This window comes from Pseudomonas sp. TUM25319 (assembly GCF_056388475.1).
In genome coordinates this window covers 5,710,715-5,734,638 of the sequence record NZ_CM150751.1, presented here as the reverse complement: position 1 = coordinate 5,734,638, position 23,924 = coordinate 5,710,715, and the positions used below count along the sequence as shown (strand labels likewise).

At 62.5% G+C, this 23,924-nt stretch carries 21 protein-coding genes and 1 tRNA gene; 7 read left to right on the top strand and 15 right to left on the bottom strand.

The window, feature by feature from the left end; all coding sequences use genetic code 11:
* Positions 1-235: 235 nt before the first annotated feature.
* The 7 genes from AC05QJ_RS25860 to AC05QJ_RS25830 all read right to left on the bottom strand — a co-directional run bounded on the left by AC05QJ_RS25860 (position 236) and on the right by AC05QJ_RS25830 (position 4,884).
* Positions 236-526, bottom strand: a complete 291-nt coding sequence (locus tag AC05QJ_RS25860) for a helix-turn-helix domain-containing protein (RefSeq protein ID WP_476748008.1) — start codon at positions 524-526, stop codon at positions 236-238.
* Positions 526-840 (bottom strand): hypothetical protein, encoded by a 315-nt coding sequence (locus AC05QJ_RS25855; RefSeq protein WP_476744074.1) that lies wholly within the window; start codon positions 838-840, stop codon positions 526-528. The genes AC05QJ_RS25860 and AC05QJ_RS25855 overlap by 1 nt, the downstream gene beginning before the upstream one ends.
* A 186-nt stretch (positions 841-1,026) precedes the next feature.
* Positions 1,027-1,100: transfer RNA gene (locus tag AC05QJ_RS25850), tRNA-Gly, on the bottom strand.
* 146 nt (positions 1,101-1,246) lie between these two features.
* The gene (locus AC05QJ_RS25845) at positions 1,247-2,131 is read right to left on the bottom strand and encodes an alpha/beta fold hydrolase (protein ID WP_476744073.1); all 885 of its coding nucleotides are present in this window, start codon (positions 2,129-2,131) and stop codon (positions 1,247-1,249) included.
* Positions 2,132-2,455: 324 nt separating this feature from the next.
* Complete coding sequence (locus tag AC05QJ_RS25840; RefSeq protein ID WP_476744072.1) at positions 2,456-3,148, bottom strand: 16S rRNA pseudouridine(516) synthase; 693 nt, start codon at positions 3,146-3,148, stop codon at positions 2,456-2,458.
* 34 nt (positions 3,149-3,182) lie between these two features.
* Positions 3,183-3,404, bottom strand: a complete 222-nt coding sequence (locus AC05QJ_RS25835) for a cysteine-rich CWC family protein (protein WP_476744071.1) — start codon at positions 3,402-3,404, stop codon at positions 3,183-3,185.
* On the bottom strand, positions 3,397-4,884 hold the full coding sequence (locus AC05QJ_RS25830) for a sensor domain-containing diguanylate cyclase (RefSeq protein ID WP_476744070.1): 1,488 nt from the start codon (positions 4,882-4,884) through the stop codon (positions 3,397-3,399). Before AC05QJ_RS25830 ends, AC05QJ_RS25835 begins: the two co-directional genes overlap by 8 nt.
* Before the next feature lie 312 nt (positions 4,885-5,196).
* Between AC05QJ_RS25830 and AC05QJ_RS25825 the strand changes: the two genes are divergently transcribed.
* The gene (locus tag AC05QJ_RS25825; RefSeq protein ID WP_476744069.1) at positions 5,197-5,532 is read left to right on the top strand and encodes a hypothetical protein; all 336 of its coding nucleotides are present in this window, start codon (positions 5,197-5,199) and stop codon (positions 5,530-5,532) included.
* A gap of 33 nt (positions 5,533-5,565) precedes the next feature.
* Here the strand turns inward: AC05QJ_RS25825 and AC05QJ_RS25820 are convergent, their stop codons facing one another.
* A complete protein-coding gene (locus AC05QJ_RS25820; protein WP_476744068.1) occupies positions 5,566-6,672 on the bottom strand; it encodes an enoyl-CoA hydratase/isomerase family protein in 1,107 nt (368 codons plus the stop codon).
* 129 nt (positions 6,673-6,801) lie between these two features.
* Between AC05QJ_RS25820 and ung the strand changes: the two genes are divergently transcribed.
* The 4 genes from ung to AC05QJ_RS25800 all read left to right on the top strand — a co-directional run bounded on the left by ung (position 6,802) and on the right by AC05QJ_RS25800 (position 14,296).
* A complete protein-coding gene (gene ung / locus AC05QJ_RS25815; RefSeq protein ID WP_476744067.1) occupies positions 6,802-7,494 on the top strand; it encodes a uracil-DNA glycosylase in 693 nt (230 codons plus the stop codon).
* 131 nt (positions 7,495-7,625) lie between these two features.
* Positions 7,626-9,554, top strand: a complete 1,929-nt coding sequence (locus AC05QJ_RS25810; RefSeq protein ID WP_476744066.1) for a hypothetical protein — start codon at positions 7,626-7,628, stop codon at positions 9,552-9,554.
* Between the two features lie 315 nt (positions 9,555-9,869).
* The gene (locus tag AC05QJ_RS25805; protein WP_476744065.1) at positions 9,870-11,822 is read left to right on the top strand and encodes a hypothetical protein; all 1,953 of its coding nucleotides are present in this window, start codon (positions 9,870-9,872) and stop codon (positions 11,820-11,822) included.
* A gap of 656 nt (positions 11,823-12,478) precedes the next feature.
* Positions 12,479-14,296: an autotransporter outer membrane beta-barrel domain-containing protein gene (locus AC05QJ_RS25800; protein ID WP_476744064.1), complete on the top strand. Its 1,818-nt coding sequence runs from the start codon at positions 12,479-12,481 to the stop codon at positions 14,294-14,296.
* 46 nt (positions 14,297-14,342) lie between these two features.
* Here the strand turns inward: AC05QJ_RS25800 and AC05QJ_RS25795 are convergent, their stop codons facing one another.
* The 5 genes from AC05QJ_RS25795 to AC05QJ_RS25775 form a co-directional block, all read right to left on the bottom strand.
* Positions 14,343-15,392 (bottom strand): AbrB family transcriptional regulator, encoded by a 1,050-nt coding sequence (locus tag AC05QJ_RS25795; protein WP_476744063.1) that lies wholly within the window; start codon positions 15,390-15,392, stop codon positions 14,343-14,345.
* Positions 15,385-16,899, bottom strand: a complete 1,515-nt coding sequence (locus AC05QJ_RS25790) for a tripartite tricarboxylate transporter permease (protein WP_476744062.1) — start codon at positions 16,897-16,899, stop codon at positions 15,385-15,387. The genes AC05QJ_RS25795 and AC05QJ_RS25790 overlap by 8 nt, the downstream gene beginning before the upstream one ends.
* Position 16,900: 1 nt before the next feature.
* Positions 16,901-17,359, bottom strand: coding sequence for a tripartite tricarboxylate transporter TctB family protein (locus tag AC05QJ_RS25785; protein ID WP_476744061.1), 459 nt, complete (start codon positions 17,357-17,359; stop codon positions 16,901-16,903).
* 99 nt (positions 17,360-17,458) lie between these two features.
* Positions 17,459-18,439 carry a Bug family tripartite tricarboxylate transporter substrate binding protein gene (locus AC05QJ_RS25780; protein WP_476744060.1) on the bottom strand — a complete coding sequence of 327 codons (981 nt, stop codon included), beginning with the start codon at positions 18,437-18,439 and terminating at the stop codon, positions 17,459-17,461.
* Between the two features lie 35 nt (positions 18,440-18,474).
* Positions 18,475-19,764: an OprD family porin gene (locus AC05QJ_RS25775; RefSeq protein ID WP_476744059.1), complete on the bottom strand. Its 1,290-nt coding sequence runs from the start codon at positions 19,762-19,764 to the stop codon at positions 18,475-18,477.
* Between the two features lie 204 nt (positions 19,765-19,968).
* Here AC05QJ_RS25775 and AC05QJ_RS25770 point away from each other — a divergent pair, with 204 nt between their 5' ends.
* Both AC05QJ_RS25770 and AC05QJ_RS25765 read left to right on the top strand, forming a co-directional pair.
* Entirely contained in the window at positions 19,969-20,640 is a 672-nt protein-coding gene (locus tag AC05QJ_RS25770) for a response regulator (protein WP_476744058.1), read from the top strand.
* Positions 20,633-22,015: a sensor histidine kinase gene (locus AC05QJ_RS25765; RefSeq protein ID WP_476744057.1), complete on the top strand. Its 1,383-nt coding sequence runs from the start codon at positions 20,633-20,635 to the stop codon at positions 22,013-22,015. The genes AC05QJ_RS25770 and AC05QJ_RS25765 overlap by 8 nt, the downstream gene beginning before the upstream one ends.
* Before the next feature lie 33 nt (positions 22,016-22,048).
* Here AC05QJ_RS25765 and AC05QJ_RS25760 read toward each other — a convergent pair whose 3' ends face one another.
* Positions 22,049-22,858, bottom strand: a complete 810-nt coding sequence (locus tag AC05QJ_RS25760; RefSeq protein ID WP_476744056.1) for an HDOD domain-containing protein — start codon at positions 22,856-22,858, stop codon at positions 22,049-22,051.
* A gap of 61 nt (positions 22,859-22,919) precedes the next feature.
* Positions 22,920-23,849, bottom strand: a complete 930-nt coding sequence (gene ygfZ, locus AC05QJ_RS25755) for a CAF17-like 4Fe-4S cluster assembly/insertion protein YgfZ (RefSeq protein ID WP_476744055.1) — start codon at positions 23,847-23,849, stop codon at positions 22,920-22,922.
* Between the last annotated feature and the right edge of the window lie 75 nt (positions 23,850-23,924).

Here is a 23,924-nt window from a genome sequence, read left to right as displayed (position 1 = left end):
GCGCAGGGCAAGGTGGGAAAAATAAGAAACGAGATGGGGGTAGCGTGTCAAGTAAAACGCTACATTATTTTTATTTCATGAATATTTATCGAGGAATTTTGTATTTTTGCGGGGTTTTTTTGAGTTTTTGGCCTGAATGTCGATTTTGATGTTCGTAAAAATTGACGAATGAGTAGGGGATGCCTGGCAGGAGAAACTGCTGGCCCAGATGGTCTCTGCCGGGGCATCGCCAGAATCAGTGCCGCAGAGCCGCGAGCACATGTTCAGGGTCATTGTGAATGGCCCGTAGCAGTGCACGTGCCGGGCCTTCTGGCTCCCTTCGCCCTTGTTCCCAGTTGCGCAGGGTTCCGACGGCAACCGATATGGTTTTGGCGAAGTCCACTTGAGACAAGCCCGTTGCCTTGCGAATGTTTCTGACCTGCATGGCATCCACATGGAATTCACGAGAAGGTTTGCGCTCGCCTCGGTCAATCTCATCCATCTGGTTCATGCTTTCGACCAGGCGGTTGAAAAGATTCTTGTCCATCATGTCCACCCTTCGTTGATCTTGCGTAGAACGGCCTTTTCCTGAGCAGTCAGGTCGTCCTTGATCCCTTTCCTGTAAATCAGTAGCAAGCGGATCTGGGCATCACTGCAAACGTAGTAGTAGATAACCCGGACGCCACTTCTCTTTCCCTTGCCATTTGCGCTCCAGCGAATTTTCCGCAATCCGCCGGTTCCCTGAATGACGTCTCCCGCTTCGGGGGCCTCGGCCAGGAAAATCTGGAAGCGTCGATAGTCGGCATCATCCAGCAGCTCGAAAAGATCCGCGGTAAAGATGGGCGTCTCAATGAAGATCATTCATTCCCTGCTAGGTACGTCATTGGCGTACCTTGAACTCTAGAGGCTATGCAGCGCTTGGGCAATGCCCATTTGGCGGCGAAAAAACTGGAGTACAGAGGGCGGCGCAAGTGAAGCGGAAGAGGGTTGACGCGGGTGAGCAGATTTTTGGCTGGCGCTCTAACGAACTGAAATTCAAAGAAAATCTGGAGCGGGTGAAGGGAATCGAACCCTCGTTATCAGCTTGGGAAGCTGGAGTAATGCCATTATACGACACCCGCGCAAGGCGACTTTTTACCAGAACCTTGAAACGATTTGAAGCTTTTATCGTGAACGGTGCGTGCGGCCTGTAGCGACAGGGCGGTGATCTTCCTTCTGCCCGGTGGGCTATCGATACCGCTGGCTGCGCTACAGGCGCCCGTCCCTCTCAAATGGCCAATGCATGCTGGCCCTGCACATGCGGGTAGCGAGTGCGTTGTTCGCGTTGCGCAGGTTTCAGGAAACTCAGCAGCGCGTCGCGGGTGTCGCGGCAGGCCGACTTGTTTTCCATGTCGAGGAAGTGCCCGGCGCTGCCGATCTCGCTGAAGTGCGAGTTGCGCACATGCCGGCTGAACTGCCGCGCATCGGCGATGGTGGTGTACTCATCCCACTCGCCGTTGATGAACAGCACCGGGATGTCGATCGCCTTGGCCGCGTTCAACGCCTTTTCCAGGTCGTGGTTGAGCACCTGGTGGATGTGGTAGTGCATCTGCGCGTATTCGTGGTTGTCCAGGCTGCTTACGTGCCGGTAGTTGAAGCGCTTGAACAGCGGCGGCAGGTACTTGCCGATGGTGTCGTTGACCAGGTTGCCGACCTGGTAGCGATCGCACTCGCTGAGAAACTTCGAACCGCGCTCCAGATAGTCGCGCATCGGTTCGTTGATGATCGGCGAGAACGAACTGACGACTGCCCGCTCGATGCGCCGTGGCTTCTGCGCCAGGGCCATGAGGGTGCAGGCGCCGCCCCAGGAGAACGACATCACCTGATCGGCGCCGAAGTGGTCGATCAGCTCCAGCAGGATCTGGCCTTCGGTTTCCTTGGTCAGCAGGCGTTCGTTGTGGTTGTGCGGCTTGGATTTGCCGGCATACGGCTGGTCGTAGAGCACGACGTTGAATTGCGGATGCAGATTGCGCACGGCCTGGGCAAACGAGGCCGTGGTGGCGAGCGAGCCGTTGATCAGGATGATCGTCTTTTCGGCTTCTTGCGAACGATAGAACTCCGTGTAAACCCGGTATTGCCCCTGTATATCCAGCACAGCAATTTCTGGCCTCATGTCATCGACTCCTGGCGCAAAAAAAGGGTATCCGTCCAAGCAAGCTTGCACGTTCTTTATGACAGGTAGGCATACGCCTTGAAGTGAATCGAGGGGCCCTTGTCGATCCGTTACAGGCGTGGTCGACGGGTGTTGTTCTAGGCGGGCGATTCTGCCGATCCCCCAGGCATCAAGGCGCGGGTGGCCGGCAAAAAGGTGTCTTGGACTACGAACGTGACTTGGCAGTCACATGAAGACCGACGATTCGATTCAAGCAGTGGATGGGCGAAGTCGCAAGTGCCGTTCGGGCAATTGAGTCACTTTTTTGGGTGACCGTTCGTCGGGTCAGATGGCTGCGATTTCTGCTGCGGACAATTCCCGGTACTGCCCGGGGGCCAGCTCCGGGTCCAGAACCAGCGGGCCCATGCGTTCGCGGTGCAGCCGTACCACCTTGTTGTCGTAGTGGCCGAACATGCGCTTCACCTGATGGTAGCGGCCCTCGACGATGCTCAGCCGGGCGCTGTGGCTGCCCAGCAGGACCAGCTCGGCGGGCAGGGTGGTGAGGTCTTCGAAGGCGAAGTAGAAACCCTCGCGAAAGCGCTCGACATAGTGCGCCTCGATCACCTGCTCGGTTTCCACGTAGTAGACCTTGGGCAGCTTGGTCTGCGGCTGGGTCAGGCGGCGTGACCATTGGCCGTCGTTGGTCAGCAGCATGAGACCGGTGGTGTTGAAGTCCAGGCGCCCGGCGATATGCAGGTCGTCCTTGTCCGGCTCGTCGAGCAGGTCGAGCACCGTGCGGTGCTGCGGATCGCGGGTGGCGCTGACGCAGCCTTCGGGCTTGTGCAGCATGAAGTAGCGCGCTGGATAGCCGGCCTGCAGTACCTGCTCGTCCACTTCGACGCGGCTGAATACCCGCACCTCGTGCCGGGGATCGCTCACGGCCAGGCCATCGACACGCACCCGGCGTTCTACCAGCAGCAGGCGCACTTGCTGGCGGTTGAAACAGGGCAGGTTGGCGAGGAAACGATCAAGGCGCATGACGGGCAACAGGACGGGAAAAAGGGCGCGCAGTTTAGCCGTTTGGCGGCGTCTCGGCAGCCTTGAGCCGGGCGTCGGCCTGGGTGCAGGACGGACACAGGCAGGCGGCGTTGCGCAGTTCGTCCGGCAGCGCTTCGAGCACGGCGGGATCGATGTGCACGCTGTAGCACCAGCAGGCGCGGTCCGCAGTGCGCGGGTCGGCCAGGCTGCACTGGTTGCTGGCGCCACAGGCGGGGCAGCGTTGCGGGTCAGGCATGGTCGGTCGCCGAAGGTTCGCGGCAGACGCGGTTGCGTCCGCCCTGTTTGGCACGGTACAGCGCCCGGTCGGCGCGGGCGATGAGGCTGTGCAGGGTATCGTTGGCGTGCAGGCTGCTCAAGCCGATGCTGGCGGTCAGGGCGATGGCGGTCTCGCCGAACATGAACGTGCGTTCCTCGGTGCGCTGGCGGATCTTCTCGGCCACGCTCTGGCCCTTGTCCGCATCGGTGTCCTTGAGCAGCACCACGAATTCCTCGCCGCCCCAGCGGCAGAGAATGTCGGCCTGGCGCAGGCTGCTTTCCAGCACACGGGCGAACTGGCGCAGCACTTCGTCGCCGGCCAGGTGCCCGTGGGTATCGTTGAGCTGCTTGAAGTGGTCGAGGTCGATCAGCAGCGTGGTCAGTGGCTCCGGGCCGCGCTCGGCTTCGACCAGCGCCTGGGCCGCCAGCAGGTCGAAGGCGCGGCGGTTGTGCAGGTGGGTCAGGCTGTCGAGGGTGGCCATTTCCTGCAGGCTGTCCTGGTGGCGGCGGATCATGCCGTTGATCATCGCCAGGACGATCAGCGAAATGATCCCGCAGATCGCCAGGTTCAGGTACAGCGACTGCTTCACGCTCTCCAGACTGTCACCGGTGGGTTTGTCGACGAACAGGTACCAGTTCAGCTCCGGGATGAAGCGCACGTTGAGAAAGTGGCTCTGGCCATTGCGCTCGTATTCGCGACTACCGCTGACCGGGGTCGGCATGCGCGCCAGCAATCCACCGAGGGCCGGAATGTCGGCCAGCGACGTGCCTGCCCGGACGCCTTCCGGTCCGCCGGACGAGCCGGTCAGGACAATCCGGCTATTGGCGTCGACGAAGTACACCGAGCGCTGGTAGCGCAACTGGTAGGCATCGATCAGCCTGACCACCGCATCCACGGTCAGGCCCACGCCAGCGGCGCCGATGAAATTGCGCTGGTAGTCGAACACCTTGTAGTTGATGAACACGGTCAGGCGGTCGCGGTTGGCCATGTCCAGGTCGACGTTGATCTCGTAGGGGGTCTGCATCTGCTTCACCCGCGGGTACCAGCGGTCGCGCTCGGTGCCGGGGTCGATCTTCTTGAGAATGCCCTTGGCCTGGTAATAGATGCCACTGGCCTCGGAGACGAAAAAGGCGGTGTAGGCGCGCTGCTCGCGGGTGACTTCGCCGAGGTAGCGGGTGATCTGCTCCGGGTCCTGCTCGCCGGCCAGGGTCCAGTCACGCAGGAAGGTGTTCTGCGCCATCATCGAGGACACCACGATGGGGCGGATCAGGTCTTTCTGGATTTCCGAATAGACGGTGTCCGAGGTCAGTGGCAGCTCGGTGTTGACGATGCTGTCGCGGATCGAACTGCGCGAGGCGTAGTAGCTGACCAGCGATGTCGAGATGAAACCGCAGCCGAGCAACAGGAGTAATGCCAGCAGGAGTGACCGTTGCGAAAACAGGGCGGAACGAAGAGGCATGGCAATCCCGGGGCGGCAACCAAGGGCTCCTATTCTAGAGGTGTAACAAAAAAATAACTGGATGATTTTTGCGGGTATCAACCTGTTGCAAATTGTTGCCGAAATCGCACCGCACGCCCTTTTCGATGTCTGATTCAGTGTCGATGAACGCTTGCCGATCGACGCCCGCCAGCGCCGCTGGGTCGGGGCAGTTCCGCGGTCCGGGAGGCCGCCATGTATCGCCGACTTTCACTGCTTGCCGTATTGGGTTTGTTGCTCACCGCCTGTGTCCCTTATGGAGGTGGAGGCTACTATCGGACCGATGTCTATTCCGTGGACCGCTACGACTATCCCGGCTACTACCGGCCGGCTTATCCCTACAACCGTGGTTATTACGTCGTACCCCAGAGACCCCGTTACTACGCACCGGCGCCACGGTATTACCAGCCGCCGCCGGTCCCGGCCTACCGGCCGCATCCCGGCCCGGGTCGCCCCAATGGCGGCTGGAACCGGGGGCCTGACCGCAATGACCATGGCTGGAGCCGTGGTCCCGACCGCAATGACCGCAACTGGAGCCGTGGCCCCGGCCGTGATGACCGGGGTGGTGGCTGGCGCGGCAATCGTGGTGATGGCCGAGGCGACGGACGCCACGGTGACCGCGATCACTGACCGCTGAACCGCGACACCCCCTGGCGCCTGGCCTCAAGCCAGATCCGCCAGGGGGTGTCGTCCTTCCCAGGCCTTGTGAAAATGCGCTTCGACCACCGCGTCGGGCACGTGCGCCACATCCGGCCAGTGCCAATGGGGGGGGTTGTCCTTGTCCAGCAGCCGCGCCCGCACACCCTCGCTGAATTCCGGATGGCGGCAGCAATTGAGGCTTATGGCGTATTCCATCTGCAACACCTGACCCAGTGACAGATACCGTGCCCGGGCAATCTGCTGCCAGACCAGATGTGCCGTCAGCGGACAGCCCTTGAGCAGGGTGTTCGCCGCCTTGGCCAGCACGTCGTCGTCCTGCTGCGCCAACTGGCCGATGGCGCGCCACGCGCAAGCCGGGTCGCTGACATCCAGCAGTTGGTCGATCTTTTCCCGTCGTGGCAACCACTGCGCTGTTGGCAAGGCTTCGCGGGCTTCCAGTTCCAGCGCCTTGAGCAGGCTGTTGAGTTGCATGGCGGTCTGTTCCTGCCAGTTCAGTTGCAACAGACCGTCGATCAGTTCGTCCTGCTGGGCCTCGCCCATGAAGCGATCGGCCAGGCCCAGGTCGAGGGCATCGCGGGCATTGATCGGTGCGCCGGTGAGGCCGAGGAACAGGCCAAGCCGCCCGGGAAGGCGGGCAAGGAACCAACTGGCACCGACATCCGGATACAGGCCGATGCTGATCTCCGGCATCGCCAGGCGACTGGACGGGGTGACGATCCGCACCCCGGCGCCCTGTAGCAGGCCCATGCCGCCACCGAGCACATGGCCGTGGCCCCAGCACAGCAAGGGCTTGGGATAGTGATGCAGCGCGTGGTCGAGCCGGTACTCGGCGGCGAAGAAGCTGGCCGCCAGCGGCGGCACCTCGCCGGGATGGGCGCGGCAAGCCTCGACCAGGCTGCGCACGTCGCCACCGGCGCAGAACGCCTTGGCACCGTTGCCGCGCAGGAGCACGCAGACGATCGCCGGATCCTGGGCCCAGGCGTGCAGGTGCAGGCTCAACTGCTCGATCATCGGCAGCGACAACGCATTGAGGCTCGAAGGAGCATCGAGCGTGGCGATGCCGAGGCGCGCGCCATCGACACCGGTGAGAACTTCGAACTGCACAGCCATGGGCGACCTCGCACGGGTTGAACCGACAAGTATGGTCGCTGGCGCCGATCGTGCCGCCCGCCGGTCGCGCCGATTGACAAGCGGGGGCAGCTTTCCTAGTGTCCGCCCCACTGTGCAACGGATAACCCCATGACCGACGACGACCGTATCAAGCTCGAACCCAGCTGGAAGGAAGCGCTGCGCGCTGAATTCGACCAGCCCTACATGCATGACCTGCGCGAGTTCCTGCGTCAGGAAAAAGCCGCCGGCAAGGAGATCTACCCGCCCGGCCCGCTGATCTTCAATGCCCTGAACTCCACGCCGCTGGAGCAGGTGAAAGTGGTGATCCTCGGCCAGGATCCGTACCACGGCCCGGGCCAGGCCCATGGCCTGTGCTTCTCGGTGCAGCCCGGTGTGGCGACGCCGCCTTCGCTGGTCAACATCTACAAGGAGTTGCACCGCGACCTCAATATCGAGATTCCCCGCCACGGCTACCTGCAACACTGGGCCGACCAGGGCGTGCTGCTGCTCAACACCACCATGACGGTCGAGCGGGCCAACGCGGCTTCGCACGCCAACAAGGGCTGGCAGTTCTTTACCGACCGCATCATCCAGGTGGTCAGCGAGCAGCGCTCCGACGTGGTGTTCCTGTTGTGGGGCTCCCACGCCCAGAGCAAGAGCAAGCTGATCGATGGCACTCGTCACCTGATTCTCAAGTCGGTGCACCCCTCGCCGCTGTCCGCGTACCGTGGCTTCCTCGGTTGCGGGCATTTCGGTCGCACCAACAAGTTCCTCGAGGAGCGAGGATTGACCCCCATCGACTGGCAGATTCCTGCGCTGTAAATCGTGCGGTACCTGATATTTTTGTCAGTTTCGCGCTACCAGTCATGAGTATTAAATAACCCAAGTCGTTTCATTCCTGCGCCCTTGAGCCTGATTACAAGGGCCGCAGGTGAACTTGGGAGAATACGCTCATGTCCGGAAAAACCTGTTGTGAAAGCTGCGCGCAGACGCTTTCCTTCCCTGCCCCGACCGTTCCCGATGCCTTGGCGCCACTTCCGGGTGACGATGCCTGGCTGGTACCGGTCGAGTTCCAGGGGCAGCCCCTGCGTGTGGAAATCGCCGAGGCCTGGGGTGGCTACGAGGAAGAAAACGGCTCCACCTTTTGGGTCGATGTGCAACTGATCCTCAATGAGAATCAGGTGGTTGACACGCTCCGTCTTGAGCCGCCCTTCGATGCAGACGCCGACTTCCCGTTGTTCTTCAGCGTGCCCGAGGAACAGTTCAACATTCCCCGTTACGTGTCGTTGCATTATCAATTGCACACTGACTCGGGCAACTCCGTCGATTCCGACCCGATCCGCATCGAGATCGACCACCGTGCGCCCAATAGCAACAACCCCGGCGAGGCGCTGATCTTTCCGGATGAGGTGATTCGCGACGGCGTGACCGAAGCGTGGCTGGCGCGCAATGGCGATCAGTTGGCGGTGGAGGTGCCTCGCTGGTCTGATCTGGAGGTCGGCGATACGGTGTATTTCTACTGGGGAACGCCGTTCGACACCGAGCCGGTGGGTTCGCTGGTCATCACCGAGCCTCATGCCGCGCCGGGTACGCCCATCGCGTTCGCCTATTCGGGCGACACCTTGCGTGAAAAGGGCAATGGCGAGCTGAACGGCTATTACGTGTTGTCCGATCGCGCAGGCAACCGCAACCCGCCTTCGCGCATCGTGCCCATCGATGTCATCGACCTGCCGGCGGTGCCCGATGAGTTCCCGGCGCCGGTGGTGCCTCTGGCTACCGTCGACAAGCTGATCGACCTGGGTGATGCCCGGACGGGCGTGGTGGTTGAAATAGGCCCGATCATCGATGCGGCGGGCGGGGACACCTTGCAGACCTGGTGGAACGGCAGGCAGTTGCCGACGATCACCCTGCCGCCCGCGCCGACCTGGCCGCAAACCGTGCCGGTGGCGTGGGCCATCCTCTCGGCGGACGGCTTCGCTGCACCGGTGCCGGGTAATGTGCAGTACCGTTGGCAGCGCGGCACAGGATCCGGCAAGGACTCACCGCTGACCTCCTTTACCGTCGATCTCACGGTCGCCGGGCCGGATCCGGTAGGGCCGGATCCGATCAACCCGAACCTCGATCTGCTGGTGGTCAAGGGGCTGACAGGCGACAACGTGCTGATCGGTCCCGACATGGGCAATGATGCGCGGGTAGCGCTCGAACTCTATGGCAATCCTCGTGCCGGCGAAGTGCTCGAGCTGCACTGGGGCGATCATCCCCAGGTCGCGGCGACTTATCGCGTGCAAGCCACCGATCTGCCGGGTCAGCAGGTCTGGTTCGAAGTGCCCTGGGACATCATCGATTCCGTGGGCAACAATCCGCAGTTGCCGGTCTTTTATTGGGTCTCCAACGGCGTCAATCGTCAGCGCTCCGGGAACACGCTGGTGCGCGTGGCGGTACGTCCGGTGGAAGGCCTCGAGCCGCCTTCATTGCCGGATGCGTCGCTGTGGAACTGGATCAATTGCGAGAACGAGCCCTGGAACGGCATCCGCGTGAAAATTCCGGGCAATGCCGCGTTGCTGCAGGCCGGTGACCTGATCGAGATGAGCTGGCAATTGTGCAGGGCAACCACGGGGGAAGACCCCATCACCGAAACCGTGTTCTTTGCGCCCCACACACTGACCGCCGCCGAAGCCGTGGACGGCGTGATCCTGGTGATGGACCGTTTCACCGAACTGGTGCTGCCACTGCAGATGGCAGACGGTTCGGCCAATGTCGGCTATCGCCTGACCAAACTGGACGGCACCCCCGGTATCGCGCCGCTCAAGGTCGTGCGGATTTCCCTGGTAGTTCCCGGCAATACGAAGCCCTGCGACGGGACGAACGGATCGAAAAAATGACGGTACCTGATATTTTTGTCAGGTGCGCATTCCTGAAAATTGGAATTTACTGAACACAACAGTTCACCGCATCGGGATCAGCAATAACGTCACCCGGATTATTCAAGGAGCGATAGGGATGAATAGTATCGATGACCTGTTCCGACAATAACTGACCAGCACATCCGGCCATTCATCGTGCTTTCGAGAGATGGCCCGCTTTAAAAAATCTGGGTTGTAGATTCGCAAGTAACACGACGGGATGAATTTTTTCCCGGGACGGTCTTCGGCCAGAAGAAGGCCAAACATCAATATTGGAAACAAGGAGTCTCGATCATGAACGATATCGAGAAACTGTCCCCGGACATGAAAAAAATGCTCGCACTGCGTAGCCTGCAAGAGAGCACTGACAGGATCAAGGAGCGCATGAACGCCAGCCGGGCACTCATGCAGGGCGTCCCCTTGTCGGAGGTGAGCCAGCAGGATCCGCTGGTACCGGTCAATACATTGCCCGACGTTGGCGATGGGCAGGACAATCTGCTCCCCCTAAGCGAGCTGCCCACCGGAATTACCTTCACGCTCTCGCCCTGGGAGCCGATGGATGAACCGGGCTACGACATTTATTTTGCGTTGGACGACAATCTTTTTCCGACACTCCCGCAACTTACCGTCCGGCCTGGCTTCGATCCCGAAAATGTAACGCTAGCGCTCGGGGATTTGCGGCTCGATCACGGTCAGCATAAGGTCAAATGGGAGGTACAAGGCCACGACACCGGTAATCCACTGCCAGGCCCAGACCTGCCCTTCTTCGTCGATATCCTCGCGCCCAACCTGCACCTACAGCCGAACAGGCCGCTATTGCCCGAAGACCTGCCAAACGGTGAGATCACCCAGGAATACCTGGACCAGAACGGCGGCGTCACGTTCACCTTGCCTGCCTGGCAAGATCCGCGGATCGGAGACACGTTCAGCTTCTATATCAATTCCCTGCCGTTCATCACCGAGCAGGATGCGCCCGCCGACAATCAGGTCACCATCCCCGCCGCTGACTTCGCCCGGTTACCGGAAGGCACGCTTAGACTGGACTATTACCTTTACGATCGTGCGGGCAATCGCACGGTCAAGTCGCTGGATACCTTGGTTTATTTCGCCAAATCCGCTGCGCCGGTACTCAGAGCGCCGATCATCCCGCAAGGTCCGGATATCACCCTGGGGGATGCTCGTGATGGTGTGATTGTGCAGCATGATTTTGACTCTCACACGAGCGGTGACTATGTCGCGGTGAAATGGGAGGGCGTGGACACGGACGTCATCCTCTATCCCACGCCGGCGGTCAAGGTGCCGCTGAGCATCATCAAAGTCCCCGGTGAAACCTACACCGCCACGGTGTTATATCAGGTCCGCCGCAACGGAAGAGAATATGACTCACCGTCAGTGACTGTAACGGTGGATCTGGAAAGGGTAGGACCAGATCCGGACGTGCCGGATGAAATCGTCAATCCGAAGCTCGATCCACTGGTGCTGGTCAGTTTCACGGGCGTGGACAACATCATCGCGCCGGCCGACAAAAACCAGGATGCCACCATCACGGTGCCGCTCTACACACCGGTGAATGTCGGGGAGATGATCGAAACCTTCTATGGCGGTCTCGCCAACTCCCTCGGGGCCAGAAGTCTTGTCCAGGCCGATATCGATAAGGGTGAGATTACGGTGGATGTGCCCTGGGACCTCATCCAGACCGTGGGCAACGGGACCATTAATGCGTTCTATCGCATCTTCCCGGACGGCAAGCCGGAAAACGTCCAGCAATCGCCGGACACGCCAGTCCTGGTGACGGTGCATAACCTGGAGGCCTTGCCCGTTGCGGTGTTCCCTGACCGCAACGTGAACCTCAACATCATCAACTGCGTCAATGAACCGTGGCTCAACGGTGTCAATGTCAGGCTGGCCTATCCCGACTTCGAGGCAGGTGATCTGGTCGAACTGAACTGGGTGCTTGACCCTACCGTGGTGCCACCGACCCACCCGACCGTGCCAACCGATCCACTCGAATCCACCCGCATGAAATTCCCGCACGAGGTTACGGCGATTGAAGCGGCAGCGGGCGCTGCGGTGATCAAAGTGTGGTGGGGCCCACATATCTCTGACCTCACCGAGGGTTGCATTGTTGTCGAGTGGACATTGCAGCGAGGCGATGTGCACGGAAGTTCAGACCAGTCGTTCGTGCGCTACAGCCGTCACAGACCGGGAACTGGCCGTCCGGTATGTCCGGACGACGATCCGGCCTGAGTGGCCCGAGCGCGATAAAAGCCCGGAACTTCGGTTCCGGGCTACTTCACACGTGTTGCTTGTCTAGATAGCCAGATGATTTTTCTTATCGGTGCTGTGGAATATTCCTACATACGATCTGTAGGACGTTCACTAGTCTACGTTTTCCAAAAAATCAGGTTCTCGGAGAGTTTTTCTGTGGTTGCTGAGACTTCAAGATAACCAACGTAGGTGATTATTTTATGGCTACTCAGATTGGAATGAACGGGCAGCGTATCCTTCGTGTTGCGCCCTGGGCTTTATTGGTCCCTCTTTTCCTGCACAGTCACCCAGTTGCTGCAGCGTTACTTGACGGTGTGACTCTGGACATTGATTCGACGACCCCGGTCGATAGTTATGAGTTGACCAATGCCGCGGTATTGAATGCACAGGGTGCCACTACTGATACTATTAATGCCAGGAACGGTTCTACCGTAAACTTCACGGGTGGTTCTGTGGTGAGTTCGGCCCCCGGCGTCGCGACGGTCAATATTGCCGGTTCCACGCTAAACCTGTCGGGATCCCAAATCACTGGCATCAACAACCGAGGCCTGGCGCTTACTACCCTCAGCACGGGTGAAGGCGCCGTGGGACGGGTCACCGACAGCAGTATTAGCGGTAGCCCCGCCGGAGCATCCGTGACGAGCGAAAGTACGCTGATCATGGTCAACTCCACACTGACCGGAACAGCCGCCAATAGCGTGGGGCTGATTTCGTTCTCCGGTACCATTCACGCCCAGGGCGGCAGCATCACCGGCGGGGACAAGGGCATCAGCATTCGTCGCGGGGCGAACAGCGGCGATCTGGTCCTGGATGGCACACAGGTCACTGGCCAGACGGGCTCGGCCATTGAGCTGATCAACGGCGGTGTCTCCGATATCGACATCCTCAACGGCACCACCCTCACCGGCGGCAACGGCACCCTCATCGACGTGCTGAGTGGCTCGACGGCCAATGTGCGTGTCTCGCAAAGCGACCTCACCGGCAACCTCAACGTCTCGGACACCAGCACCGGTGACTTTACCTTCGACAACGGCCGGATGACCGGCGACCTGATCGTTGCCCAGGGCGGTACCGCATCGCTTGCGCTGAACAACAGCTCGCTCTTCACCGGGCGCCTGGAAAACGTCCAGGACGCGAGCATCGACAGCACCTCGCACTGGATGATGACCGGCGACAGCAGCGTGACCAACCTCAGCATGAACGGTGGCCGCGTGACCCTGGGTGATACCGACTCGTTCTACACCCTCAACCTCGAGACGCTGTCGGGCAACGGCACCTTCGTCATGGGGTCGAACTTTGCCACCAACGAAACCGACTTCCTAAACATCACCGGCGAGGCCACCGGCAACCATGAGCTGCTGATCAGCGCCAGCGGTACCGACCCGGCGGCCGGCGTCCCGTTACAGGTGGTGCACACCGGCGGCGGTGACGCGTTGTTCAGCCTGGTGGGCGGTTCGGTGGATCAGGGCGCCTATTCCTATGGCCTGAAGAAAGAAGGCGACGACTGGTTCCTCGATCCGGAAACCCGCACCATCAGCCCCGGCACCAAGACGGTGATGGCGCTGTTCGGTGTTGCCCCGACCGTGTTCTACGGCGAGCTCACCACCCTGCGTACCCGCATGGGCGAACTGCGCTACAGCGAAGGCCGCAGCAGCGGCGTCTGGATGCGGGCCCACGGCAGCCAGCACAACGTCGCCGACGCGGCCTCCGGCGTGGGCTACACCCAGAACCAGCAAGGCATGTCGTTCGGCGCCGACGCGCCGCTGCCCTACGGCGATGGTCAGTGGCTGATCGGTGCGCTGGCCGGCTACAGCAAATCCGACCTGAACCTGAACTACGGCAGCTCCGGTACCATCGACAGCTACTACCTCGGTGGCTATGCCACCTGGCTGGATGCCAAGACCGGTTACTACGTTGACACCGTGATCAAGTACAACCGCTACCAGACCACCGCCAAGGTCGGCCTGAGCGACGGCGAGCGGGCCAAGGGCGACTACAACAACCATGGTATCGGCGGCTCGGTGGAAGTGGGGCGGCACATCAAACTGAACGACGGGTTCTTCGTCGAGCCCTATGTGCAGATCGCCGGCACCGTGATCCAGTCCAAGGACTACAGCCTCGATAACGGGATGCGCGCCGAAGGCGATGCCACCCGCTCGCTGCTGGGCAAGGTCGGCACCACGGTCGGCAAGACCTTCGATCTCGGCGAGGGTCGCATCATCCAGCCGTACCTGAAGGCTGCGCTGGCCCACGAGTTCGTCAAGAACAACGAAGTCCAGGTGAACGACAACAGCTTCAACAACGACCTCTCCGGCTCTCGTGGCGAGCTGGGCGCGGGTGTCGCGTTGTCGCTGTCGAAGGACTTCCAGGTTCACGCCGACTTCGAGTACAGCCATGGCGAAAGCATCGAGATGCCTTACAGCATGAACGTCGGGCTGCGCTACTTCTGGTAAGCGTTTCAGGGGCGGGGACCTGGCCCGGGCATTGCCCGGGCTTTTTTCATGGCTCGGAGGAAGGGCGTTCCGCGTCCGGGTTCCAGTGCCGGAACAACGGCTCGGCCAGAAACAGCACGAACAGCAGCCGCATCATCTGCAATGCCGTTACCAGCGGTACCGACAGTTGCAGGGTTTCTGCGGTCAGGCTCATTTCGGCGATACCGCCGGGCATCATGCCCAGGGTCAGGGAGCGCAGGTCCAGGTGAGTGGCAGCGCTCAGCGCCAGTGCGGCCACGGCGGCGATCACCATGGTCAGCACCGTCGCCGCCAGGGTGCGGGCCAGGAATGACGGCGCACGGCGGAAGAAGGCGCGGTTGAAGTGGCAGCCCAGGCCCGCGCCGATCAGCCATTGACCGATCTGGCTGGCGCCATCGGGCATGCCCAGGTGCAGGTTCCAGCCGATGCTGGCGACACCCGCCACCAGCAGCGGGCCGAACAGCCAGGGATTGGGCTGCCTGAGGCGTTGCCAGAGCCACGCCACCAGCGCACCGACCGGGAACAGCACCGCCAGCCAGCCCCAGTTCACCGCACCCGCATGGGAAATCGGTACGCCGTCACCGAGCAGGTACTTGAACGCTGCCGGCACGCACAGCACCACCACCAGCACCCGCAGACTCTGCCCGGCCGCCACGCGACTGAGGTTGGCGCCGTTGCGTGCGCCGAGGTTGACCATTTCGCCGGAACCGCCCGGCATGCTGGAGAAGAATGCGGTGGCGCGGTCTTCACCGGTACGCCGCAACAGCCAGACGCCGACCACACTGGAAAAGCTGGTGATCAGCGCGCCGAAGAAGATCAGGCCGAAATGGCTGGCGACCTGCTCGGCCACATGGGGTGTGAAGTGCAGGCCGATGCCGATGCCGACGATCCATTGCCCGCACTTGCGCCCGCCGGGGATTTCCGCCAGTTGCCAGGGCGTCAGGCAGCGCACCAGGATGATCGCCAGCAATGAACCGACCATGAACGGCAACGGCCAGCCGACGGCGCTGGCCGCGAACCCGCCGGCCAGGCCGACCAGCGGGGTTGCCCACCATTGTCTGAACGACGACTCAGACATCGGCCAGGGCGCGACGCTGCAGGGCCCGGCGACGCCAGATGCGGATCAGCGGCAGGGTCAGCATCAGCACGGTCAGGGTCCACACCGCGACACTGATCGGGCTCGACCAGAGAATGTCCAGCGCACCGTTGGAGATCGACAGCGCGCGGCGCAGGTTCTGTTCCATCAGGCCGCCGAGGATGAAGCCCAGCAGGATCGGCGACAGCGGGAAGTCCAGCTTGCGCAGGATGTAGCCCATGATGCCGATGCCGACCATCAGGAACAGGTCGAAGGTGGTGGCATGCACGGCGTAGACGCCGATCGCGGTGATGATCGCGATCACCGGCACCAGCGCCCAGTTCGGCACGGCGAGGATGCGGGTGAAGATGCGGATCATCGGGATGTTCAGGATCACCAGCATGATGTTGGCGATGAACAGCGAAGCGATCAGGCCCCAGACGATGTCCGGCTGCTGTTCGAACAGCATCGGGCCAGGGGTGATGTTGTACAGCGTCAGGGCGCCGATCATCACCGCGGTGGTGCCCGAGCCCGGTACGCCGAGGGTCAGCATCGGCACCAGGGCGCCGCAGCAGGACGCGCCGATGGCGGTTTCCGGTGCGGCGAGGCCGCGGGCGTCACCCTTGCCGAACTTGCCGCTGGTACCGGCGAGGCGTTTTTCGGTCATGTAGGCCACGGCGCTGGCCAGGGTTGCGCCGGCACCCGGCAGCACGCCCATGAAGAAGCCGAGCAGGCCGCAACGGATGTTGACCACGAACACCGAGGCCGCTTCCTTGATGTTGAACAGCATGCGTCCGGTGGCTTTCACCGCGACGTGACCGTGGTGGGTCTTTTCCAGCAGCAGGAGGATTTCGCTGATGGAGAACAGGCCCAATACCAGCACGACGAACTGGATGCCGTCGGCCAGATGCACGCTGTCACCGGTGAAACGGTACACACCGCTGTTGGCGTCGATGCCGACGGCCGACAGGAACAGACCGATCAGTGCAGCGATGAAGGTCTTCAGCGGCTTGTCGCCGGCCATGCCGCCGAGCGCGACGATGGCGAACACCATCAACACGAAATACTCGGCCGGCCCGAAGGCAATCGCCCATTTCGCCAGCAGCGGGGCAAACAGCACCATGCCGCAGGTGGCGATGAAGGCACCGATGAACGAACTCCAGGCCGACAGCGACAGAGCGACGCCGGCCAGGCCCTGGCGGGCCATCGGGTAGCCGTCGAGGGTGGTCATCACGGTGGAGGCTTCGCCAGGGATGTTCAGCAGGATCGAGCTGATCCGCCCGCCGTATTCGCAGCCCAGGTAGACCGCCGCCAGCAGGATCAGCGCCGACTCTGGTGGCAGTCCGAGGGCGAAGGCGATGGGGATCAGCAGGGCCACGCCGTTGATTGGGCCGAGGCCCGGCAGCAGGCCGACCACGGTGCCGATCAGCGTGCCGGTGAGGGCGGTGACCAGGTTGTACGGGCTGAGGGCCACGCCGAAGCCCTGGCCCAGATAACTCAAGGTATCCATGTCAATTCTCCAGAACGTCGAGCAGGCCAAGGGGCAGTGGAACGTCCATCACCCGGTCGAACAGCACGTACAGGGCGATGCTCATGAAGCCGACGATGACCGCGCTGTGCAGCCAGCGACCGCCGTACAGCCGCGCCATCGGCACGCCGATGAGGATGCTGCTGACGATGAAACCGAGGGTTTCGAAAGTGGCGGCGAACACCAGCAGCAAGCCGACGCAGACGCCGATCTTGTTCAGGGTTTCGCGGTCCAGTTCGGGCTCGTCCTCACCGCGCACGATGGGCGTGGGACGCAGGGCCAGATAGAGCAGGGCCAGGCTCAGCAGGCCCAGCATCAACAGCGGGTAGGCGCGGGGGCCGACCGGTTCGTAGGAAAAGGCGGCCTGGTAGGGCCATGCCATCACGGCCAGGGCGGCACAGACCGCCAGCAGGGTCAGGGCGAAGAGGCGTTGCAGGATCATCAGGAAATCCTCTTGGGAAGGGTGATTTCAGTGAGGGCCTCATCGCTGGCAAGCCAGCTCCCACACAGCCTGTGGGAGCTGGCTTGCCAGCGATGGCGGTTACTGGATCAACCCGAATTCCCGGGCCAGTGCCTTGTAGTCGGCGACCTGTTTCTTGACGTAGGTGTCCAGCTCGTCGCCGGTCATGGCGAACGGGAACAGCTCGCGCTGGTCACGCAGCTTGGCGAACTCCTCGGAGGCCAGCAGCTTGTCGAAGGAGGCCTTCCACCAGGCGTAGTCTTCGTCGCTCACCTTCGGCCCGACGTAGAAGCCGCGCACCACCGGCCAGACGATGTCGTAGCCCTGTTCCTTGGCGGTGGGGATGTTCTTCATTTCCGGCTCGTCCAGGCGCTGCTCGGAGAACACCGCCAGCAGGCGCATGTCGCCGCTCTGGATATGCGGCATGGAGTCGGAGATGTCGGTACTGCCCACCTGGATGTGGCCACCCAGCAGCGCGGTGGCGATCTCGCCGCCGCCTTCCAGGGCGACGTAGCGCAGGTCGCGCGGGTTGATGCCGGCGGCCTTGGCGATCAGTGCGGTCTGCATCCAGTCCTGGCTGCCGACGGTGCCGCCGGAGCCGATCACCACTTTGCTCGGGTCTTTCTTCAAGGCCGCGACCAGGTCGTCGAGGGTCTTGTAGGGCGAGTCGTTTTTCACTGCGATGGCACCGTAGCTGGTGCCCACCGCCGCCAGCCAGCGCACGGCGTTTTCGTCGAAGCGGCCGAACTTGCCCTGGGCCAGGTTCAGCAGCGAGCCGCTGGACCAGGCTACCAGCGTCCCGGCGTCGCCCGGACGCTGGGCGACCACCGCGTTGTAGGCCACGGCGCCAACGCCGCCGGGCATATAGGTGACGCGCATCGGCTTGGTCAGGATCTTCTCGTTGACCAGGGCGCTTTGCACCAGCTTGCAGGTCAGGTCGAAACCACCGCCCGGCGAGGCCGGGGCGATGCATTCAGGGCGTTTCGGTTCGGCAGCGAGTACCTGGCCGGCCAGCAGCAGGCAGCCGGTAGCGATTGCGATTTGGCGTAGTGAAAAAGACATCGTCAGTCTCCGTAGCTTTAGTTGTTATAGGCGGATTACCACAAGGCAACGCTGTAGCTCACCAGCACCCGCACCTCGTCCGCGTCGCGGGCGAAGTTCGAGCGGTAGGTGGCGTTGCGCAAGCGGACAGCGACGTTTTTCAACGCACCGCTCTGCACCACGTACTTGAGCTCGGTGTTGCGTTCCCATTCCTTGCCTTCGCTGCCGTTCGCCAGGCTGACGTTGTCCCCGTTGACGTAACGGGTCATGAAGCTCAGCCCTGGAATGCCGAGTTTGGCGAAGTCGTAGTCGTAACGCACTTGCCAGGAGCGCTCGTCGGCCCCGGCGAAGTCGTTGATCTGGACGAAGTTGACCAGGTACGGGTCGGAGCCATCCACGTAGGGGAAGGCGCTGTCGCCGGACATGCTCTGGTAGGCGGCGCTGAACTTGTGGCCATTGAGGCCGTAGCTGAGCATGCCGTTGAGGGAGGTGTTGTCGATCTTGCCGCCGCGGGCCTGGCCCTGGTCGTCACTGATCGCCAGGCGCAGGTCGGCGCCGAAGGTGCCCGGACCGAACGGCTGGGTCGCCACCAGGCCGGCGAAGTGCTGGCGGTAGACGTCGTCGAGCTGGGCGAAGTGGTAGCTGCCGGTGATGCGGTCGGTGAACTTGTAGTCCAGGCCGGCCAGGTCGAAGTGGTTGCCGGCAACGGTGCCGAGGAAGCGACTGTTCTTGTTGTTCAGCGCGATGTCTTCCTTGTTGGTGTCATCGCGGTCCTTGGCTTTCTCCAGACGGCCGCCGGTGAAGGTCAGGTTTTTCAGTTCTTTCGAGGTCAGCAGGCCGCCCTCGAAGGTCTGCGGCAGGATACGGCCGTCGTTGGGCTTGAGGGTTGGCAGCTCCGGAATCAGGGTGCCGATCTTCAGCTCGGTGGCGGAGATCTTCACCTTGCCGGTCAGGCCCAGCTTGGAATATTCATCGGCGGCGCGGCCGTCGTCGTGGGTCGGCAGCAGGCCGGTGCCGGTGCGGTCCGGGCTGGAGTCGAGCTTGACCCCGAGCATGCCCAGGGCATCGACGCCAAAGCCCACGGTGCCTTCGGTGTAGCCGGATTCCAGGTTGAGCATGAAGCCCTGGGCCCATTCGTCGCGCTTGGACTGCTGCGCGCTGGTGCCGTCGCGGAAATCGCGGTTGAAGTACATGTTGCGGGTTTCGAAGGTGGCGCTGCTGTCTTTGATGAAGTCAGCCTGGCTGAGCGGTGCAACGCTGCAAAGGGCGATGGCGCTGGCCAGAGAGGTCGGGCGGGAGAAAGTACGACGGATAGGCGCGTACGCCTGCGGCTGGGCTGGCAGCATCTGTGGAGTAACCCCGTTTATTGTTCTTATCGGATCGAACGCTTCGGTTCGTTTCTACGGCTCCCGGAAAGGGCCGTGAACGGATGCTAGGGGCTCAACCTTTCGCTAACCTTTCAATTCACTTTCATTCGCCGCGCGGCTTCACAGGGGGCGCTTCCTCTGTAAACTCCGCGCCACTGAACGCGATGCGACCGGGAGAAACCGATGCGAGTGCTGCTCGTCGAAGACCATCTGCAGTTGGCCGAAAGCGTGGCCCAGGCCCTGAAAAGCACGGGTCTTACGGTGGACGTGCTGCATGACGGCGTGGCCGCCGACCTCGCCCTGGCCAGTGAAGACTACGCCGTGGCGGTGCTGGACGTGGGGCTGCCGCGCATGGACGGTTTCGAGGTGCTGGCGCGCCTGCGGGCACGGGGCAAGAACCTGCCGGTACTGATGCTGACGGCCCGCAGCGACGTCAAGGACCGGGTCCATGGCCTCAACCTCGGTGCCGACGACTACCTGGCCAAGCCCTTCGAACTCACCGAGCTGGAAGCCCGGGTCAAGGCCCTGCTGCGACGCAGCGTGCTCGGCGGCGAGCGCCAGCAGCGCTGCGGCCCGCTGGTCTACGATCTCGACACCCGGCGTTTCACCCTCGGCGATGAGCTGCTGACGCTGACGTCTCGGGAGCAGGCGGTGCTCGAGGCCCTGATCGCCCGTCCCGGCCGGGTGATGAGCAAGGAGCAACTGGCTTCCCAGGTGTTCGGCCTGGACGAAGAGGCCAGCCCCGACGCTATCGAGATCTACGTCCACCGTCTGCGCAAGAAACTCGATGGTCATGCCGTGGCCATCGTCACGTTCCGCGGCCTGGGCTACCTGCTCGAGCATCGTGATGCGTGACGCCGGCAGCCTGCGTGGGCGACTGTTATGGAACCTGGCGCTGCTGCTGGTGGTGCTGATGATCGCCAGCGGCCTGAGTGCCTACTGGAACGGTCGCGAAGCCGCCGACACCGCCTACGACCGCACGCTCCTGGCTTCGGCGCGGACTATTGCCGCCGGCCTGTCCCAGCGCGATGGCACCCTGAGCGCGGATGTACCCTACGTGGCCCTGGACACCTTCGCCTACGACAGTGCCGGACGTATCTATTACCAGGTCAACGACATTCACCGTCGGCTGATCTCAGGCTACGAGAACCTGCCACCGCCGCCGCCGGGGACGCCGCGCACTGATGACTACCCGGCGCTCGCCCGGTTCTACGACGCCCGTTACCTGGGCCAGGACGTACGGGTGGTGAGCCTGCTCAAGGCGGTCAGCGAGCCGAACATGAACGGCATGGCCGAAATTCGCGTTGCCGAGACCGAAGAGGCGCGGGTGCGCATGGCGCGCAGCCTGATGGCCGACACCCTGTTGCGTCTGGGCATGCTGGCGCTGGGGGCGCTGCTGCTGGTGTGGTTCGCCGTCAGTGCCGCGTTGCGTCCGCTCGAGCGCCTGCGCGGCGCGGTGGAAGAGCGCCAGCCCGACGACTTGCGGCCCTTGCCTTCCGTGGAGGTGCAGCGCGAGCTGACGCCTCTGGTCGGGGCGTTGAACCACTTCACGGAACGTTTGCGCGGTCAGTTCGAGCGTCAGGCGCAGTTCATCGCCGACGCCGCCCACGAACTGCGCACGCCGCTGGCGGCGCTCAAGGCGCGGGTGGAGCTGGGCCTGCGGGCGAAGGAGCCGCAGGTCTGGCGTGAAACCCTGGAAGCCACGGCGCAGAGCACCGACAAGCTGACGCATCTGGCCAACCAGTTGCTGTCCATGGCCAGGGTCGAGAACGGTGCCCGGGCCATCGCCGAGGGCGGTGCGCAATTGCTCGACCTCAGCCAGCTGGCGCGGGAACTGGGCATGGCGATGGCGCCGCTGGCCCATGCCCGTGGCGTCTCCCTGGCGCTCGAGGCCGAGGCGCCGGTATGGGTCAAGGGCGAGCCGACGCTGCTCAACGAATTGCTCAGCAATCTGGTGGACAACGCGCTGGCCCATACGCCCAAGGGCGGCAACGTGATTTTGCGGGTGAATGCGCCAGGGGAACTGGAAGTCGAGGACGACGGGCCGGGCATTCCGCCGCAAGAGCGTGAGAAGGTGTTCGAACGCTTCTACCGGCGCGGGGCGCAAGGCACCGGGCTGGGGCTGGCGATCGTGGGCGAGATCTGTCGGGCGCATCTGGCAGCCATCAGCCTGCACGATGGCGAAGGTGGCGGGCTGAAGGTCCGGGTCAGTTTCAATCCGGTGCAATGACCCAAGACTGGGCGGCTTGGCCGCCCCCGGGATTCACCTGAACATCCGCCGTGCATCCAGCAGTTCTTCGGCCAGCACCGGGCTTCCCGTCGGCACGTTCAGGTGGCGGAAGGCCGGCAGTGCCGCCAGCGGCCGCTCCCGTCCGCTGGTATCGCAGAGCACGCGGGCGATCTGCACGATATCGATGTAATCCACTTTCTGCGACTCGCGGTCCAGGTTCTGCACCTCGCCCGGCAGGCCGGCCAGTTGCTCCGGAAACTCCCAGACACTGAGAATCTTGTCTCCCAGCACCGGATGGATCTGTTCGATCACATGGTTCAGGCAGACCGGGTCCGACAGCAGTTCGTTGTGCTCCTCGGCGTAGGTCAGGATCGGCAGCACGCCGATCTGATGGACCAGCCCCGCGAGGGCGCCCTGGTCGGGCTTGAGTTCCGTGTAGCGCGAGCAAAGCTCATAGCTGATCCCGGCCACTTCCAGGCTTTTGGCCCAGATTTCCCGCATTTTCTGCTCGACCACTTCCGATCGGGCATGAAAGATCTGTTCGATCACCAGGCCGATGGCGAGGTTGCAACTGTAGTTGACCCCAAGGCGGGTGATGGCGGTCTGCAGGTCGGTGACTTCAGTGATGGCCCGCAGCAGCGGGCTGTTGACCACCTTGATGAGGCGTGCGGCAAGGGCGGCGTCACGGCCGATCACTTTGCTCAGGGTGCTGACGCTGATTTCGCTGTCTTCCGCAGCTTCGCGGATACTCAGGGCGACCTCTGGCAAGGTCGGCAAGACCAGGTCGTCGTTGTCGATGGCGGCCAGCAACTGCGTTTGCACCATCTTGGCCAGCGTGTTCATCGTGATTCTCTCCCGCGTTCAGGGATGGCCCCGAGGTCATGCGCAACGGGGCAGGGCGGGCTCAGCGCTGGATTTCGCGATCGCGATCCAGTTCGTAAGGCAAGGTCAACAGGCTCAGGCGGGGGCCTTCGAGGCTGCCCAGGTGCAGGTTGTCGTCTTCCACGGCATCGGCTGTCAGTACGGCCAGCAGCTCGCCGCGGGCGGCGAGCACCACTTCTCCGACCGACGAGGCGTGGGTCGGCGAGAAGATTTCACTGCCGGGTGCCGGCATTTGCGCCTGATCGAGGGCCAGCCGGTAGAGGCGGCGTTTCAGTTTTCCCAGGTACTGCATGCGGGCAACGATTTCCTGGCCGGTGTAGCAGCCTTTCTTGAAGCTCACACCGCCAACGGCCTGCAGATTGATCATCTGCGGAATGAACAGCTCGCGGGTCGGCTCCATGACCTGGCCGATGCCGGCGCGGATCTGGCCGAGCAACCAGTCGTCCAGTTCGCCTTGCGGCAGATGGGCGGCCAGTTGCTCGCGAACGGCGTCGGCCTGGGCGGCCGGAGCCCACAGTTCGACCCGGTCGGCGGAAACGTTGATGGCAATCAGGCCGTCATGGCGAACGGTAGCGCCGGGCTGCTGCGGCACGTCCAGGCCCAGGGCGGCAAGGGCGGCGGTGCCGTGGTCCACGCCGAAACGGACCCAGGCAGCGCTTTCGTCAGTCAGCCTGGCCTTGGAGAACACCGCGTACTTTTTCAGGTCGGCCAGTTGTGGCTCCAGCAGTTCGCGGGTCATGGCCAGCAGGAAGCCGTCGCCTTCGGGCAGGATGCGGAAACTCGATTGCATCCGGCCCTTCTGCATGCAGCGCGAGCCGAGGCTGGAGGTGTGTTCGTCGAGATAACCGATATGGCAGGTCAGTTGCCCTTGCAGGAACTTGCCAGCGTCCGAACCGCGCACAGCGAGGACGCCTTCGTGGGACAGGGTGCAGAAAAAAGCGGAGTCGGCCATGGTTCATCGCAGGTAAATAAGACTGGGGGCCATCATAGAGTGCCATTCGGAAAATAGGTAGCGACGCTAGACCAA

What these genes read in the sequence shown, in the direction of transcription:
- AC05QJ_RS25780 (WP_476744060.1), bottom strand. Translation starts at nt 18,439, where the DNA reads ATGTCTTTTTCACTACGCCAAATCGCAATCGCTACCGGCTGCCTGCTG.
- ung (WP_476744067.1), top strand. Translation starts at nt 6,802, where the DNA reads ATGACCGACGACGACCGTATCAAGCTCGAACCCAGCTGGAAGGAAGCG.
- AC05QJ_RS25835 (WP_476744071.1), bottom strand. Translation starts at nt 3,404, where the DNA reads ATGCCTGACCCGCAACGCTGCCCCGCCTGTGGCGCCAGCAACCAGTGC.
- AC05QJ_RS25775 (WP_476744059.1), bottom strand. Translation starts at nt 19,764, where the DNA reads ATGCTGCCAGCCCAGCCGCAGGCGTACGCGCCTATCCGTCGTACTTTC.
- AC05QJ_RS25795 (WP_476744063.1), bottom strand. Translation starts at nt 15,392, where the DNA reads ATGTCTGAGTCGTCGTTCAGACAATGGTGGGCAACCCCGCTGGTCGGC.
- AC05QJ_RS25810 (WP_476744066.1), top strand. Translation starts at nt 7,626, where the DNA reads ATGTCCGGAAAAACCTGTTGTGAAAGCTGCGCGCAGACGCTTTCCTTC.
- AC05QJ_RS25845 (WP_476744073.1), bottom strand. Translation starts at nt 2,131, where the DNA reads ATGAGGCCAGAAATTGCTGTGCTGGATATACAGGGGCAATACCGGGTT.
- AC05QJ_RS25840 (WP_476744072.1), bottom strand. Translation starts at nt 3,148, where the DNA reads ATGCGCCTTGATCGTTTCCTCGCCAACCTGCCCTGTTTCAACCGCCAG.
- AC05QJ_RS25760 (WP_476744056.1), bottom strand. Translation starts at nt 22,858, where the DNA reads ATGAACACGCTGGCCAAGATGGTGCAAACGCAGTTGCTGGCCGCCATC.
- AC05QJ_RS25765 (WP_476744057.1), top strand. Translation starts at nt 20,633, where the DNA reads ATGCGTGACGCCGGCAGCCTGCGTGGGCGACTGTTATGGAACCTGGCG.
- AC05QJ_RS25770 (WP_476744058.1), top strand. Translation starts at nt 19,969, where the DNA reads ATGCGAGTGCTGCTCGTCGAAGACCATCTGCAGTTGGCCGAAAGCGTG.
- AC05QJ_RS25790 (WP_476744062.1), bottom strand. Translation starts at nt 16,899, where the DNA reads ATGGATACCTTGAGTTATCTGGGCCAGGGCTTCGGCGTGGCCCTCAGC.
- AC05QJ_RS25785 (WP_476744061.1), bottom strand. Translation starts at nt 17,359, where the DNA reads ATGATCCTGCAACGCCTCTTCGCCCTGACCCTGCTGGCGGTCTGTGCC.
- AC05QJ_RS25855 (WP_476744074.1), bottom strand. Translation starts at nt 840, where the DNA reads ATGATCTTCATTGAGACGCCCATCTTTACCGCGGATCTTTTCGAGCTG.
- AC05QJ_RS25860 (WP_476748008.1), bottom strand. Translation starts at nt 526, where the DNA reads ATGGACAAGAATCTTTTCAACCGCCTGGTCGAAAGCATGAACCAGATG.
- AC05QJ_RS25820 (WP_476744068.1), bottom strand. Translation starts at nt 6,672, where the DNA reads ATGGCTGTGCAGTTCGAAGTTCTCACCGGTGTCGATGGCGCGCGCCTC.
- AC05QJ_RS25805 (WP_476744065.1), top strand. Translation starts at nt 9,870, where the DNA reads ATGAACGATATCGAGAAACTGTCCCCGGACATGAAAAAAATGCTCGCA.
- ygfZ (WP_476744055.1), bottom strand. Translation starts at nt 23,849, where the DNA reads ATGGCCGACTCCGCTTTTTTCTGCACCCTGTCCCACGAAGGCGTCCTC.
- AC05QJ_RS25830 (WP_476744070.1), bottom strand. Translation starts at nt 4,884, where the DNA reads ATGCCTCTTCGTTCCGCCCTGTTTTCGCAACGGTCACTCCTGCTGGCA.